This window comes from Streptomyces sp. NPDC026301, from assembly GCF_055567935.1.
This window is the reverse complement of the sequence record NZ_JBVHPN010000013.1, coordinates 217503-232670: the sequence shown is the minus strand read 5'-3', so window position 1 is coordinate 232670 and position 15168 is coordinate 217503. Positions and strand designations below refer to the sequence as shown.

The 15168-nt window shown below is 72.9% G+C and carries 14 protein-coding genes; 8 read left to right on the top strand and 6 right to left on the bottom strand.

Annotated elements, in window-relative coordinates:
* Window positions 1-49 precede the first annotated feature (49 nt).
* Window positions 50-1564: a hypothetical protein gene (locus ACZ4MH_RS23905; RefSeq protein WP_351589399.1), complete on the top strand. Its 1515-nt coding sequence runs from the start codon at window positions 50-52 to the stop codon at window positions 1562-1564.
* On the opposite strand, the gene ACZ4MH_RS23900 is transcribed toward ACZ4MH_RS23905, so the two are convergent.
* Window positions 1554-2864, bottom strand: a complete 1311-nt coding sequence (locus tag ACZ4MH_RS23900) for a 6-phospho-beta-glucosidase (protein WP_351589396.1) — start codon at window positions 2862-2864, stop codon at window positions 1554-1556. The two genes, ACZ4MH_RS23905 and ACZ4MH_RS23900, sit on opposite strands and share 11 nt — an antisense overlap.
* Before the next feature lie 199 nt (window positions 2865-3063).
* Here ACZ4MH_RS23900 and ACZ4MH_RS23895 point away from each other — a divergent pair, with 199 nt between their 5' ends.
* From ACZ4MH_RS23895 to ACZ4MH_RS23880, 4 genes are all read left to right on the top strand, one after another.
* Window positions 3064-4200, top strand: coding sequence for a carbohydrate kinase family protein (locus ACZ4MH_RS23895; protein WP_351589393.1), 1137 nt, complete (start codon window positions 3064-3066; stop codon window positions 4198-4200).
* Between the two features lie 377 nt (window positions 4201-4577).
* Window positions 4578-5633, top strand: a complete 1056-nt coding sequence (locus ACZ4MH_RS23890; protein ID WP_351589390.1) for a PhoH family protein — start codon at window positions 4578-4580, stop codon at window positions 5631-5633.
* Between the two features lie 11 nt (window positions 5634-5644).
* Window positions 5645-6142 carry an rRNA maturation RNase YbeY gene (ybeY, locus tag ACZ4MH_RS23885; RefSeq protein ID WP_351589387.1) on the top strand — a complete coding sequence of 166 codons (498 nt, stop codon included), beginning with the start codon at window positions 5645-5647 and terminating at the stop codon, window positions 6140-6142.
* Between the two features lie 4 nt (window positions 6143-6146).
* Window positions 6147-7466, top strand: a complete 1320-nt coding sequence (locus ACZ4MH_RS23880) for a hemolysin family protein (protein ID WP_351589384.1) — start codon at window positions 6147-6149, stop codon at window positions 7464-7466.
* Window positions 7467-7476: 10 nt separating this feature from the next.
* Here ACZ4MH_RS23880 and ACZ4MH_RS23875 read toward each other — a convergent pair whose 3' ends face one another.
* Both ACZ4MH_RS23875 and ACZ4MH_RS23870 read right to left on the bottom strand, forming a co-directional pair.
* On the bottom strand, window positions 7477-8100 hold the full coding sequence (locus tag ACZ4MH_RS23875; protein ID WP_351589381.1) for a class I SAM-dependent methyltransferase: 624 nt from the start codon (window positions 8098-8100) through the stop codon (window positions 7477-7479).
* A 93-nt stretch (window positions 8101-8193) separates the two neighbouring features.
* The gene (locus tag ACZ4MH_RS23870; RefSeq protein WP_467754669.1) at window positions 8194-9684 is read right to left on the bottom strand and encodes an MFS transporter; all 1491 of its coding nucleotides are present in this window, start codon (window positions 9682-9684) and stop codon (window positions 8194-8196) included.
* A 134-nt stretch (window positions 9685-9818) separates the two neighbouring features.
* Between ACZ4MH_RS23870 and ACZ4MH_RS23865 the strand changes: the two genes are divergently transcribed.
* From ACZ4MH_RS23865 to era, 3 genes are all read left to right on the top strand, one after another.
* Window positions 9819-10640: a helix-turn-helix transcriptional regulator gene (locus tag ACZ4MH_RS23865; protein ID WP_351589378.1), complete on the top strand. Its 822-nt coding sequence runs from the start codon at window positions 9819-9821 to the stop codon at window positions 10638-10640.
* Window positions 10641-10729: 89 nt separating this feature from the next.
* Window positions 10730-11083, top strand: a complete 354-nt coding sequence (locus ACZ4MH_RS23860) for a cytidine deaminase (protein ID WP_351589376.1) — start codon at window positions 10730-10732, stop codon at window positions 11081-11083.
* Window positions 11084-11173: 90 nt separating this feature from the next.
* Window positions 11174-12112: a GTPase Era gene (era, locus tag ACZ4MH_RS23855; protein WP_351589373.1), complete on the top strand. Its 939-nt coding sequence runs from the start codon at window positions 11174-11176 to the stop codon at window positions 12110-12112.
* A gap of 28 nt (window positions 12113-12140) precedes the next feature.
* Here era and ACZ4MH_RS23850 read toward each other — a convergent pair whose 3' ends face one another.
* From ACZ4MH_RS23850 to ACZ4MH_RS23840, 3 genes are all read right to left on the bottom strand, one after another.
* Window positions 12141-13406, bottom strand: coding sequence for an MFS transporter (locus tag ACZ4MH_RS23850; RefSeq protein ID WP_351589370.1), 1266 nt, complete (start codon window positions 13404-13406; stop codon window positions 12141-12143).
* On the bottom strand, window positions 13403-14788 hold the full coding sequence (locus ACZ4MH_RS23845; protein WP_351589367.1) for a GH1 family beta-glucosidase: 1386 nt from the start codon (window positions 14786-14788) through the stop codon (window positions 13403-13405). The genes ACZ4MH_RS23850 and ACZ4MH_RS23845 overlap by 4 nt, the downstream gene beginning before the upstream one ends.
* 75 nt (window positions 14789-14863) lie before the next feature.
* Window positions 14864-15130 carry a protealysin inhibitor emfourin gene (locus tag ACZ4MH_RS23840; RefSeq protein ID WP_351589364.1) on the bottom strand — a complete coding sequence of 89 codons (267 nt, stop codon included), beginning with the start codon at window positions 15128-15130 and terminating at the stop codon, window positions 14864-14866.
* Window positions 15131-15168 lie beyond the last annotated feature (38 nt).

The window sequence follows — 15168 nt, the reverse complement described above, 5'->3', positions numbered from 1 at the left end:
CGCCGCTATCCCATGCGTACCGGGAGGGGGGCCGGTTACCGTGCTCCGTATGGCAATCAGCACCGCACCGACCGCTCACGGCTACGCCTTGCTGATCGCCGCCGATCCGCCGGTCCGCCGGCCGCTGCCGGCGACCGCCGCGCTGCCGCAGCTGGCGGCCGTCCCGCCGGCGCGGCTCGTAGGCGCTCCGTACGCCAGCGCCGTGCAGCTGGCGAACCCCGACGACCCGAACACGGTGCTGACCCACATCCGTACCGCGGCCGCCGTCGAGGGGCCGTTGCTGGTCTACGTCGCGGGGCACCTCCAGGTCGACGCGCGGCAGGGCAGGCCGCATCTGGCGCTGGCCCGGACCGTGCCCCGCACGGTCCGGTACACCGCGCTGCCGTGGCACTGGCTCGCCGCGGAACTGCAGCACCGTCCGCCGGGCAGTACGACGGTACTGGCCGACCTGGCGGCGGCGCCGGAGGTCTGGCACGACCTGGGCACGGGGAAGCTGTCGCTGGGCGGACCGTTCCTGCTGTACGGCACGGTGCAGCGGAGCGACAAGCGGCACCAGCCCGCGCCGGCGTACACACATGCCCTCGCGCGGGCGCTGCGGGCGGGGACGGGCGCGGTGCGGCCCGGTATGGAGGAGCTGCACGGGTGGGCGGCACGGGAGGCCGGGCTGAACGGTGCGGTGACGTTGTGGCTGGCGCCGGAGGGTGCGGGGGCGGGGGTGCAGACGCCGGCACCGAGACCCATACAGGTACCGAGTCCGGTGCAGGCACCGAGTCCCCTGCAGGCGCCGAGTCCGGTGCAGGCACCGAGTGCGGCGCCCGTGCCGAGTCCGGTTCCTGAGCCGAGTCCGGTTCCTGAGCAGGGTCCTGCGCCTGTGGCTGCACCGGCTGCCGCGCCCGAGCCTGCACCCGCGCCTGCCCCGGCGCCTGTGCCGGCTTCGGCGCCCGCGCCTGCCCCGGATCTCACGCCGGCTTCGGCGCCCGCTCCCGCCCCGGCTCCCACGCCCGAGTTCACTCCGGCTCCCACGCCCGAGTTCGCCCCGGCTCCCGCGCCCGCGCCCGCTCCGGTGCCCGCGCGGCCCACGCGGCCGCCGATTCCCGTGGTGGCCGCCATACCCCCGGTGCCCGGTGCGGCGCCTGCCGTCGATCCGCACCATGCCGTGTTCGCCGCTGCCGCGGCCGGGCGGCACGGGGAGGCCGCCGCGATGGCCGCGGCCTGGGAGCAGGCGGCCCTCCGGAGCCACGGGCCGGTGTCGCCCGAGGCGGTGCACTGGATCGAGGTACAGGCGGAGCTGGCCCGGCAGGCCGACGAGCCGGTGCGGGCGAGCGGGCTGTGGATGCGGTCCGCGCACGTCCGGCTGGCCGGCGGGCAGAGCGAGACGCACCCCGAGGTCACGGCCGCCGTCGACCGCGCCCACCACTGCTGGCACCAGGTCAGCAACAGCGAGGAGGTGCGGAAGCTGGGCGTGGAGCTGGCGAACCTGCGGACCCGAGTACCCGGCAGGAGCGGCGCCCGCGACGACGTACAGCGCCGCCTCGCCGCCCTGGCGGAGTCCGTCAGCCGCTGACCCGCTCCAGGATGCGGGCGGCCACCGCCGGTGAGTCCACCAGAGGGTGCAGCGCGAGCGCCCGTAGGGCCGCGTCGCGCTCCTTGAAGACGGCGGCCTCCACCGTCGCCCGTTCCACCGCCTTCAGCTGGAGCATCAGCCCCAGTTGGTCGTTGCGGAGCGGGGCGCACGGCAGCGGCCGGGCGCCGTCCGCGCCCACCTCGCACACCGTCTCGATGATCGCTTCGGGGGCGAGCGCCGGCACGGTCGTACCGTTGCGCACGTTCAGGATCAGCCGGGCCCGCCGGTCGCCCGCGATCGCGTGCATCAGGGCCAGCGCCACCCGGTCGTACCCGCCGCCCTCCAGGTCGCAGCTGTCGCGCTGCCAGCCGCCGCTGGCCTCCCGGCTCTCCGCCATGTACGTCTCCTCGCGCTCCAGACGCGTGCGCTCCCACAGCGCGTACGCGTCCTCCGGGCGCTCGGCCGCCGCCTCGAAGAAGCCGCCCTGCTGCCGGTCGAGGAAGGCACCGCGGGTCTCGTCCGCCTCCCGTACGGAGGCGAGCGTCTCGCGGCGGAAGTAGTAGTAATGCAGGTACTCGTTGGGGAGTGCGCCCAGCGCGCGCAGCCAGTCCGCGCCGAAGAGCCGGCCCTCCTCGAAGGACGCGAGCGCTTCGGGGTCGGCGAGCAGCCCGGGGAGCAGGTCGCGGCCCCCGGAGCGCAGCGACCGTAGCCACCCGAGGTGGTTCAGCCCCACGTAGTCGTACGTCACCGTGTCCGGATCGGCGCCCGCCGCCCGCGCGGCCCGGCGCACCAGGCCCACCGGCGAGTCACAGATGCCGATCACCCGCTCGCCCAGCACCTCCGCCATCGCCTCGGTGACCATCCCGGCGGGATTCGTGAAGTTGATGACCCAGGCGTCCGGGGCCAGCGCCGCGGCCCGCTCGGCGATGTGCAGCGCCACGGGGATGGTGCGCAGCCCGTAGAGCACGCCGCCCGCGCCCACCGTCTCCTGGCCGAGCACGCCCTCGGCGAGCGGGACGCGCTCGTCGGCGACGCGCCCCGCGGTGCCGCCGACCCGGATCGCGGAGAAGACGAAGTCCGCGCCGCGCAGGGCGTCGTCGAGGTCCGTCGCGAGCCGCACCCGCACCGGCCGCTCCCGGCCCGCCGCCTGCCGCTCCAGTACGGCCGCGATGACCCGCAGCCGGACCGGATCGGTGTCGTACAGCGTCACCTCCGTCACGGCGTGCGAGGGGTCGTCGAGCAACGCGCGGTGGACCAGCGGCACCCGGAAGCCGCCACCACCGAGAATCGTGAGCCTCATGGGCCGGAACGTACCGCACGAAGGTGCGTCACAAGCCGCACGAAGGAGCGCCGCAAGCCGCGCGAAGGTTGTACGAACGTGTGCCGGAAGCCGCCCCGCTCGCAGCCATCGCCACCCCTGATCCGGCACACTGGCGTGACGTGCACGGACGAAAGGGGCAGGCAAGGTGAGCGCTCACAGCGGAGAACAGTTCGCTCCCATGAGTCCCACGCCGGCGGTGCTCGATCCGCTCGCCGCCGTACGCGGGCCGCAGGACCCGGCCACGGACGTCTACCTCACCGGCACGGTCTTCCTCGACATCATCTTCACCGGGCTGGACTCGGCGCCGGTCCGCGGCACCGAGTCCTGGGCGCGCGGGATGGGATCGAGCCCCGGCGGGGTCGCGAACATGGCGACCGCGCTGGCCCGCCTCGGGCTGCACACCTCGCTGGCGGCGGCCTTCGGGGACGACATGTACGGCGAGTACTGCTGGGACGCGCTGCGCCGGGGCGAGGGCATCGATTTGTCGATGTCGCGGAAGGTGCCCGGGTGGCACTCGCCGGTGACGGTCTCCATGGCGTACGAGGGCGAGCGCACGATGGTGTCGCACGGGCACGAGGCGCCGCCGCCGGAGTCCGCCTTCGACGGGGCGCACGCGCCGGGGTGCCCGCCCGCCTCGCGCGCCTGCGTCGCGTCGCTCGTGCCGGGGCGACGGGAGGGCTGGCTGGGCTGCGCGGCGGACCGCGGCGCCCGGATCTTCGCGGACGTGGGCTGGGACGACACCGGGCGCTGGGACCCGGCCGACCTCGCCGACCTCGAACACTGCGAGGCGTTCCTGCCGAACGCCGAGGAGGCGATGCGGTACACGCGTACGGACTCGCCGCAGGCCGCCGCCCGTAAGCTCGCCGACCTGGTGCCGGTCGCGGTGGTCACCATGGGTTCGCGGGGCGCCTGCGCGGTGGACGCGCGTACCGGCGAGAGCGCCGAGGTGCCGGCGATCGCGGTGGAGGCGCTGGACCCCACGGGCGCGGGCGACGTCTTCGTGGCGGGCTTCGTCACGGGCACGCTCGCGGGCTGGCCGCTGGCCGACCGGCTGGCGTTCGCGGGCCTGACGGCGGCGCTGTCGGTGCAGGAGTTCGGCGGCTCGCTGTCCGCGCCCGGCTGGTCGGAGATCGCCGCGTGGTGGCAGCAGGTACGGGATCACCACACGGAGTCCGTGGACGGGCTCGCGGCACCCGGCGGCGGGCTCCCGCTGCGGGAGCGGTACGCGTTCCTGGAGGGCGTACTGCCGGCCGCGTACCGCCAGTGGCCCCTGGCCCGCGCCCTCCCCACGATCGGCTTCCGCCGCTCCGGCTAGCGGTTCCACGCCTCCGCGCAGGGGCGACGACGGATGCCCGCCGACCCGTGACGACGGATGCCCGCCAATCTGTGACGACAGATGCTTCCCGGCCCTTTTGGGTAACCCCTGGCCCCTTTGGGTAACCCCTGAGCAAGGGGGCCACCCGCGTTCGATTCGCCCCGTAGGCGAGCCCGAGCCGACGCCCACCTCGAGCCCGAGCCGACGCCCGCCCCGGCCCCGCGTAGGCCCCCCTCTGGCTCCCGTCGGCCCCTCCAGCACCCCTCCTCGAAAAGTTCTCCGTCGATGTCGGTGGCGCGTCGTACCCTGGACGTGCTCAGGAGAGCCGCAGGCATCGCTACGTAGAAATGGGGATCAGCAGGCCACAGAGCCGGCCCATGACGCAGACACCCACCAATCAGCAGGCGCGCGCCCAGTTCACCGTCCCCTCCAAGCACCCCATGGTCACGGTCCTGGGATCCGGGGACTCATTGCTGCGCGTGATCGAGAACGCCTTCCCGGCGGCCGACATCCACGTCCGTGGCAATGAGGTCAGCGCCGTCGGAGATGCCGAGGACGTCGCGCTGATCCAGCGCCTGTTCGACGAGATGATGCTGGTGCTCCGCACCGGACAGCCGATGACGGAGGACGCAGTGGAACGTTCGATCGCCATGCTGCGCTCGGCGGAAGACGGCGAGAGCGGGACGAGCGAGACCCCCGCAGAGGTGCTCACGCAGAACATCCTCTCCAACCGGGGCCGCACGATCCGTCCCAAGACGCTGAACCAGAAGCGGTACGTCGACGCCATCGACCAGCACACGGTCGTCTTCGGCATCGGCCCCGCCGGTACGGGCAAGACCTACCTCGCCATGGCCAAGGCGGTGCAGGCCCTGCAGTCCAAGCAGGTCAACCGCATCATCCTGACCCGGCCCGCGGTCGAGGCGGGCGAGCGCCTGGGCTTCCTGCCCGGCACGCTCTACGAGAAGATCGACCCGTATCTGCGCCCGCTCTACGACGCGCTGCACGACATGCTCGACCCGGATTCGATTCCCCGGCTGATGGCCGCGGGCACGATCGAGGTCGCGCCGCTGGCGTACATGCGCGGTCGCACGCTGAACGACGCGTTCATCATCCTGGACGAAGCGCAGAACACCAGCCCCGAGCAGATGAAGATGTTCCTCACCCGCCTCGGCTTCGACTCGAAGATCGTGATCACGGGTGACGTGACGCAGATCGACCTGCCCGGCGGCACGAAGAGCGGTCTGCGGCAGGTGCAGGAGATCCTGGAGGGCGTCGAGGACGTCCACTTCTCGCGCCTCACCAGCACCGATGTCGTCCGGCACAAGCTGGTCGGCCGTATTGTCGACGCGTACGAGCAGTACGACAGCCGCAACGGCCAGAACGACGGTCGCTCCGGTCAGAACGACAGCCGCAGCCGCAACAGGAAGTCTTGAGCAGTCACACGATGGCAATCGACGTCAACAACGAGTCCGGTACGGACATCGACGAGCAGGCGGTCCTGGATGTCGCCCGCTACGCACTCGCCCGGATGCGCATCCACCCGCTGTCCGAGCTCTCGGTCATCGTCGTCGACGCCGACGCCATGGAGCAGCTCCACATCCAGTGGATGGACCTTCCAGGGCCGACCGACGTGATGTCCTTCCCGATGGACGAGCTGCGGCCGCCGGCCAAGGACGAGGAGGAGCCCCCGCAGGGGCTGCTCGGCGACATCGTGCTCTGCCCCGAGGTCGCCAAGAAGCAGGGCGAGGAGGCGCCGACCGGGCACTCCATGGACGAGGAGCTGCAGCTGCTCACCGTCCACGGCGTCCTCCACCTCCTCGGGTACGACCACGAGGAGCCGGACGAGAAGGCCGAGATGTTCGGGCTGCAGGCCGCGATCGTCGACGGCTGGCGGGCCGAGCGCGGCATCGAGGGTCCGTCCCCGGCACCCACCACCCGGTGACGCGGTGTCCGTCCAGCTGATCGCCGTGGCGGTCCTCCTCGTCGTGGTCGCCTGGCTCGCCGCCTGCGCGGAGACGGGCCTCGCCCGCACGACCAGCTTCCGCGCCGAGGAGGCCGTACGGTCGGGGCGGCGCGGCAGCGCGAAGCTCGCGGCCGTCGCCGCGGATCCGACGCGGTATCTCAACGTCGCGCTGCTGGTGCGGGTCGGCTGCGAGATGGCCGCCGCGGTCGTCGTCACCTATGGGTGCGTGCAGCGGTTCGCGGAGACGTGGGAGGCGTTGACCGTCGCCATCGCGGTGATGGTGCTCGTGTCGTACGTCGCGGTGGGGGTTTCCCCGCGCACGATCGGTCGGCAGCATCCGCTGAACACGGCGACGGCCGCCGCGTACGTCCTGCTGCCGCTGGCCCGCATCATGGGCCCCGTACCGCAGCTGCTGATCCTGCTGGGCAACGCGCTCACGCCCGGCAAGGGCTTCCGCAAGGGCCCCTTCGCCTCCGAGGCCGAGCTGCGCGCGATGGTCGACCTCGCGGAGCAGGAGTCGCTGATCGAGGACGAGGAGCGCCGCATGGTGCACTCGGTCTTCCAGCTCGGTGACACGCTCGTGCGCGAGGTGATGGTGCCGCGGACCGACCTGGTCTCGGTCGAGCGCTTCAAGACCATCCGCCAGGCGCTCACGCTCGCGCTGCGCTCCGGGTTCTCGCGCATCCCCGTGACGGGCGAGAGCGAGGACGACGTGGTGGGCGTGGTGTACGTGAAGGACCTCGCCCGGAAGGTGCACATCAGCCGGGACGCGGAGACGGAGCTGGTGTCGACGGCGATGCGGCCCGCGGCGTTCGTGCCGGACACGAAGAACGCGGGTGATCTGCTGCGGGAGATGCAGCGGGACCGCAATCACGTGGCCGTGGTGATCGATGAATACGGCGGTACGGCCGGGATCGTCACCATCGAGGACATCCTGGAGGAGATCGTCGGGGAGATCACCGACGAGTACGACCGCGAGCTGCCGCCCGTGCAGGAGCTGGGCGACGGCCGCTATCGGGTCACGGCCCGCCTCGACATCGGCGACCTCGGCGAGCTGTATGGCCTGGAGCTGGACGACGAGGACGTGGAGACGGTCGGCGGGCTGCTGGCCAAGCGGCTGGGGCGGGTACCGATCGCGGGGGCGCAGGCGGAGGTCGACCTCTCCGAGGACGCCGTGGATCCGTCCCTCAAGGCGCTGCGGCTCACGGCGGAGTCGCCCGCGGGGCGGCGGAACAAGATCGTTACGGTGCTGGTGGAGCCGGTCGGCGTGGGCGCCGGGGGCGCCGGGAGCACCGACGGCTAGTGGGCTACGGCTAGCGGGCTACGGCTGTGCCGAGGGAGTCGGCGCCCATGGGCTTGGGGGCGCCCTTCTCGTAGAACGTCTCGACAGCTGTGATCGTGAAGCCTGCTGACTTCAGCATGTCGGCTATCGGCCGGGTGAGGTGGCAGCCGCCGAAGAGGCGTTTGTTGAGGGGTTCCAGGCGGCGCTGCCATTGGCGTACGGACTCGTCCGTGTCCGGGGCCAGGCCGTGTTCGAGGAAGTGCAGGGTGCCGCCCGGCTTGAGGACCCGCCGGACCTCGCGGAGGGCGGCCTCGGCGTCGGGGATGGTGCACAGCGTCCAGGTGGAGAGCGCGGCGTCGAAGCGGTTGTCCTCGAAGGGGAGGGACTGGCCGTCCAGGCCGGCTCGGTGGACGGGCGTACGGGATGCGCGGATGCGGGTGGTGGCGAGTTCCCAGCCCAGGTCGGAGGGTTCCACGGCGGCGACGGTGGTGACGGCCGGAGGGTAGAAGGGCACGTTGTGGCCCGTGCCGAAGCCGATCTCGACGATGTCGCCGCGGAGGTTCTTGCAGACCTCGCGGCGCAGGGGCTGGGCGGGTTTCACCCCGCAGGCGAGGTTGATGATGTGCGGGAGTACGCGTTCTGTGTACATGCCCATGCGGACCGCCTCCGTCTTCCGCTTTCCAGCGTAGGCGGGCGGGCGGTCCGCTGCTCGGGGCATGGACGCGGGCGCTGAGCGGGGGCCGTGGCGTCAGACCGTCCGGCGGCGCAGGCCGAAGGCCACCAGGGCGGCTACGGCGAGCAGGATCGCCGCGTCCGTGGCCAGGCCCAGGCGGACGCCGCCGAGAGTTGCCTCGGCGAAGCCGGCGCCACCCGCGCGGAGCGCGGACACGTGGGACGAGGCCAGGGCGCTGAGCAGGGGGATGCCGATGGTCATGCCGATCTGCTGGGCGCTGGTGACCAGCCCCGTGGCCAGGCCCTGTTCGTGGTCGGGAAGGCCGGACGTCGCGGTGACGCCGTAGGAGACGATCACCCAGAGGTGGCCGAGGGAGGCGAGGGTGACGCCTGCCATGGCGAGCCAGGCGGAGCCGGAGCCCGTACCCAGGCCGAGGAGCGAGGCGGTCAGTGCGGCCTGGATGAGGAGGCCGGCCAGGAGGGTGCGGCGGGCGCCGAGGCGGGCGATCAGGCGGGGAGCCACGATGCCGGCCAGCGCGGAGACGACGCCCTGGACGCCGAAGACCAGGCCGGTGCGGAAGGGCGAGAGGTGCAGCACCTGCTGGAGGTACAGCGTCAGGAGGAAGACGACGGTGGTCATCATCGAGACGGTGGCGAGCCCTGCGAGGTTGCCGAAGGCCACGGTCGGGCGGCGGAGCATGGGCAGCGACACGAGCGGCTCGGGGGAGCGGGACTCGACGAGGACGAAGGCGATGAGCAGTACGGCGCCCAGGGCGAGGGTGCCGAGGACATCGGCGTGGGCGAAGCCGTCGGCCGCCGCGGTGGAGAGGGCGTAGATCAGGGACAGGAGGCCGCCGGTGACGGTGAGCGCGCCGGGGACGTCGATACGGGGGCGGTCCGGGCGGCGGCTCTCCGTCAGGAGCGCGGGGGCCAGGGCCAGGATGGCCAGGCCCGCCACGGCCAGCAGGCCCATCGTCGAGCGCCAGCCGAGGGAGTCGGTGAGGACGCCGCCGAGCACCATGCCGACGGTGAAGCCCATGGACAGCAGCGTGCCGCTGACGCCCAGGGCACGCTCGCGCTGCGGGCCCTCGGCGAAGGTGGTGGTGAGCAGGGACATGCCGGCCGGGACGATGACGGCCGCGCCGATGCCCTGGAGCGCGCGGCCCGCGAGGAACGCCGCGGGTGACCAGGCGAGGGTGGCGAGGACGGAGGCCGCGGCGAAGAGCGCGAGGCCGGTGAGGAAGAGCCGGCGCCGTCCGTAGAGGTCGGCGATCCGGCCGGACAGGAGGAGGAAGCCGCCGGACGGGAGGGCGAAGGCGGTGACCGCCCACTGCAGGTTTGCCTGGCCCATGCCGAGGTCCGCGCCCAGTACGGGCAGCGCCACGTTCAGGATCGAGAAGTCCAGGGCGACGAGGAACTGGGCTGCGCACAGGACGAGGAGGATGAGCTTGGCCCGGCCCGTCATCCGGGTCGCGGTGGGGGTCGGAGCGGATTCCCGTACGGCGTCGGACGCGGTCGGGGCGGATTCCCGTACGGGGGCGGGCGGGGCGATCGTCTCGGTTGGCATGAGGCGAGCCTCGTGGATCGGAATAACCGGTGGGGAGCGGCAACTTATCGTGGTGTTCCGAGCACCAGGCAGCACGAGGGGGAGCGATGGCAGCACGGACGGCAGGACGCCGTGAGGAATTGCGGGAGTTTCTGATGGCGCGTCGGGCGCGGGTCAGCCCGGCCGAGGCGGGGCTGCCCGACGGCGGGCGGCGGCGTACGCCGGGGCTGCGCCGCGAGGAGGTCGCGGTGCTCGCCGGGGTCGGGGCCTCCTGGTACCAGTGGCTGGAGCAGGGCCGGGACATCAGCGTCTCGCCGCAGGTACTGGACGCGGTGGCGCGCGTGCTCCGGCTGCGCGACGCCGAGCGCCGCCATCTGTATGTGCTGGCCGGTCTGAACCCTCCGCTGCTGCGCTCCGAGTACGACGGGGACCCGATCTGCGACGGTCTGCAGCGGATGATCGACGCCTGGCTGCCGTTCCCGGCGCACATCATGGACCCGTACTGGAACACCGTCGCGTACAACGAGGCGTCGCGGCTGGTGATGGGGCACGGGCAGCCGGGCGTCTCGTCGAACTGCATGATCGCCTACTTCACCGACCCGGTCTACCGGGTCCGCGCGAAGAGCTGGGAGCGGAACGCGCCGCAGGTCGTCGCCCAGTACCGCGCGGCCTGTTCCGAACGGCCCGGCGACGAGGGCTTCGCCGAGGTCGTACGGGAGGTGTCCGCGGCGAGCGAGGAGTTCGCGCGGCTGTGGGCGCGGCAGGACGTCACGGTGGGCGGCCAGCTGCCCAAGGAGATGGAGCACCCGATGGTGGGCACGCTGCGGTTCGAGTCCACGCAGCTGCGGGTGCCGTCCCGGCAGGACCTGACCGTGGTGATGCACAACGCCCAGGCCGACGGCGAGACAGAGGCGAAGCTCCGCCGCCTCGCCTCCCCCGAGGGCCGCCGCGGCGGCATGTACTCGGTGGCCGGCTGAACCAACGACGCCCCCGTCACCCGCACCCGCGGAGGTACGCAAGCCCCCTCGTCGCCCCCGGCCAAGCGCAGCGGATAGGCTCCGGCCGTATGAGCGAAGCCGCACCGCTGGACCCGGAAGACCGCAAGATCATCACGCTCGCCCGTTCGGCGCGTGCCCGTAATGGTGTCGTCGAAGGCGCCGCCGTACGGGACGAGACCGGACGGACGTACGTCGCGGGCACCGTGACCCTCGACTCTCTCAAGCTGAGCGCCCTGCAGACCGCCGTGGCGATGGCCGTCGCCAGCGGCGCGCAGTCCCTGGAGGCCGCCGCGGTGGTCACCGAGGCGGACACCGCGGCCGACGCGGACCGCGCGGCCGTCCGCGACCTGGGCGGTGCCGAGACCCCCGTACTGGTCGCCGGTCCCGACGGCGCCCTCCGGGAGACCGTCAAGGCCGGCTGAGCACCACAGCGCCGCCGCAATACCGCTGACCCACCGGTCCGGCCGGGCCGGTGGTCGGTGTCGTGCCCGCGATCGGGGAGAATGGGCGCCATGAGCGTTCGTACAGACTCCTCCGCCCCGCACCGCGCCGGCTTCGCGTGCTTCGTCGGCCGCCCGAACGCGGGCAAGTCCACCCTGACGAACGCTCTCGTCGGTACCAAGGTGGCCATCACCTCGAACCGGCCGCAGACCACCCGGCACACCGTGCGCGGCATCGTGCACCGCCCGGACGCGCAGCTCGTCCTCGTCGACACCCCCGGTCTGCACAAGCCGCGCACGCTGCTGGGCGAGCGGCTGAACGACGTCGTGCGGACCACCTGGGCCGAGGTCGACGTGATCGGCTTCTGCCTGCCCGCCGACCAGAAGCTCGGCCCGGGGGACCGTTTCATCGCCGGTGAGCTGGCCCAGGTCAAGAAGACCCCGAAGGTCGCCATCGTGACCAAGAGCGACCTGGTCGACTCCAAGGCGCTCGCCGAGCAGCTGATCGCCATCGACAGGCTGGGGCAGGAGCTCGGCATCGAGTGGGCCGAGATCATCCCGGTGTCGGCGGTGGGCGACAGCCAGGTGGGGCTGCTGGCCGATCTGCTCGTGCCGATGCTGCCCGAGAGCCCGCCGCTGTACCCGGAGGGCGACCTCACCGACGAGCCCGAGCAGGTCATGGTCGCCGAGCTGATCCGCGAGGCGGCGCTGGAGGGCGTGCGCGACGAGCTGCCGCACTCCATCGCGGTCGTGGTGGAGGAGATGCTGCCGCGCGAGGACCGGCCCGCCGACAAGCCGCTGCTGGACGTGCACGCGATCGTCTACATCGAGCGGCCCAGCCAGAAGGGCATCATCATCGGCCCCAAGGGCAAGCGCCTGAAGGAGGTCGGGATGAAGTCCCGCAAGCACATCGAGGCGTTGCTCGGCACCCCCGTCTACCTCGACCTGCACGTCAAGGTCGCCAAGGACTGGCAGCGCGACCCCAAGCAGCTGCGCAAGCTGGGCTTCTAGCCGTCCCCCTGGTCCCTCGCGGATGCCGCTAGTCCACCCCTCGGATGCGGCGTACGAAGAGCGCGCCCACGAGGGCGATGGCCGCGGCCAGGAGGTACAGGGCCGGGTAGCCGCCCAGGTGGCGGACCACCGGGGCCGCCAGGGCGGGCGCCGCGACCTGCGGCAGGGAGTTGGCGATGTTGATGACGCCGAGGTCCTTGCCGCGGTGCGCCGCGGCCGGGAGGACGTCCGTCATCAGCGCGAAGTCGACGGACATGAAGACGCCGAAGCCGATGCCCAGCGTGCCGGCCGCGACCAGCGCCCCGGGCCAGGTCTGCCAGCAGGCGAGCACCGCGGTGGCCGCCGCCATCAGGACGCCCGCCCACAGGACGAACGGCTTGCGGCGGCCCGTGCGGTCCGACCAGAAGCCGGCGGTGACGACCGTCGCCAGCAGCAGCGCCCCGTTGACCGCGGTGAGGATCAGCACCCCGGTCGCGGGGTCCGGGTGGTGCAGCGCGTCCCGCAGGTAGTACAGCAGGTACAGCAGCGCGATCGAGTTGCCGAGGTTGACCAGGAAGCGGGTCAGCCAGGCCCAGGCCAGGTCCGGGTGGCGGCGCGGGCTGATCCAGAAGGCGGTCAGGAAGGCGCGCCGGTCGAACGGCGGGCGCCGGTCGGCGGGCAGCACCAGGTCGAGGTGGAGCAGGACGTACGGGAGCGTGGCGAGGACCGTGAAGGCGGCGCAGGCCAGATAGCCCGCCGCGATGCCGCCGGCCGCGGTCGCCAGGCCCGTGCCCGCCAGTACGCCCAGGATCTGGGCCGCGCCCAGCCAGCCGCCGACCGCGCCGCGCTGCCGCCGCGGCACCCGGTCCGGCACCGCGGCCGTGAGCGCGGCGTACGCGGCGCTCAGCGCCAGCTGGACCAGGCACCAGCCCAGCAGCAGGGACGGCACGCCGTCCGCCGTGGCCAGCAGCGCGAGCGCGGCGGCGCCGGCCGGTACGCCGCCCGCGATCCACGGCGTACGGCGGCCGAAGCGGGAGGCCGTACGGTCCGAGGCCGCGCCGAAGAGCGGCGTGGCGACCAGCGCGACGGCCGCCCCGCAGCCGGTCACCCAGGCCAGTACGGTCTCCTTCGAGGTGCCGGCCGGGGCCAGCTCGGCGGCCTGCAGGGCCAGCAGGATCTGCAGCGGCCCGAACCAGCCGACCCAGACCGCCCCGCTGGCGAGCACCAGCGCCGCCGTCCAGCCGCGCCCGACCGGCACGACGGGCTCGGCCAGCGCGTCCTCCGCGCGCGAAGGCGCCGCTCTGCCCGGCGTCACCGCTGCGCCCGTAGCGCGTCCCGCAGCCAGTGGAAGGACGCCTTCGGGGTACGGGCCAGCGTCGCGTAGTCCACGTGGACCAGGCCGAAGCGCTGGGCATAGCCCTCGGCCCACTCGAAGTTGTCCAGCAGCGACCAGACGAAGTAGCCCCGGACGTCGACGCCGGCGGTCATGGCGGCGTGCAGCGCCCGCAGATGCGCGTCGAGGAACGCGATCCGCTCCGGGTCCTCGATCCCGTCGTACGAGCAGCCGTTCTCCGTGATGACGACGGGCGGCAGCGCGGCGCCGTAGCGGTCGCGGAAGGCGGTGAGGAGCTCGGTGAGGGCTTCGGGGACGACCGGCCACCCGAAGGCCGTACGCGGCCTGCCCTCGATCTCCCGCGGCGCGAAGGGCAGCTCCGGCGGGATCTCCACGCCCGCGAAGTCGGTGCCGCCGGCCGCCGCCGGGTCCGGGGCGCCCACCTTCGTCGGCTGGTAGTAGTTGACGCCGTACCAGTCCAGCGGCTGGGAGATCACCTTCAGATCCTCCGCCACCGGGCCCGGCAGCAGCGCGGCCAGCTCCTCGTCCGGGTAACGGCCGAGCAGCAGCGGGTCCGCGAAGAGGCGGTTGAGCAGCAGGTCGTACAGGTCGGCGGCCTCCCGGTCGGCCTCGCTCCCGGAAGCCGCCCAGGTCGGCCCGTGGGAGTTGGCGATGCCGACACTCGTCGCGCCGCGGGCCCGCAGCGCCTGGAGGGCGAGGCCGTGGCCGAGGAGCTGGTGGTGGGCGGCGGGCAGTGCCTCGAAGAGCAGCTTCCGGCCGGGCGCGTGCACGCCCAGGCCGTAGCCGAGGAGGGTGACCTCGGCGGGCTCGTTGAGGGTGATCCAGCGCGGTACGCGGTCCCCGAGGCGGGCCGCGACGGCGTCCGCGTACGCGGCGAAGGCGTACGCCGTGTCCCGTACGAGCCAGCCGCCCGCCTCCTCCAGCGGCAGCGGGGTGTCCCAGTGGTAGAGCGTGGGGAGCGGCTGCACGCCCGCCGCCAGCAGCTCGTCGACCAGCCGGTCGTAGAAGTCCAGCCCCGCGGCGTTGACCGGGCCGGTGCCGGTGGGGAGCACACGGGGCCAGGAGACCGAGAAGCGGTACGCACGGGCGCCGAGGCGGGCGAGCAGGGCGACGTCCTCGCGATAGCGGTGGTAGTGGCCGGTGGCGCGCGCCGAGGTGGCGCCGTCCTTGATGCTGCCCGGTACCGCCTCGAACGCGTCCCAGGACGAGCGGCCGCGCCCGTCCTCGTCCACCGCGCCCTCGATCTGCTGCGCCGAGGTCGACACACCCCACAGGAAGTCCGCGGGGAAGCGGGGGAGGGGAGGGAGCGGGCCGGCGGGCAACGTTGTCAGCGGCGACGTCATGGCCGGATCTTCTTGACCCGTCAGTAACGTGTCAAGGGCGCGGGCGGAGCCGCCCACCCGCACCCTTGGCACGCGCTATGCGCCTTCTTTGAGCACCCGGGTGATCAGCTTGCGCTGGTGGTCGGTCAGCCGGGGATCCGCGCAGTACACCGTCCGGCCGTCGACGGTGATCTGGTACGTGAAACCGTCCGGCACCCCGACGGGCGGGGTGCTCCGCCCGTCGGCCAGCGCCCGCTCGACCAGGTCGTCCCACTGGGCCGTATCGGCCCGGTCAGCGGTGTCGATCTCGGCGTGCTTCTCGATGCCGGCGAAACCGCCGGTGCGCCTCACCTGAATCCGCATGGCGGCAGCCTTCTCCTCTGCACGCCGGCGGTCAATGA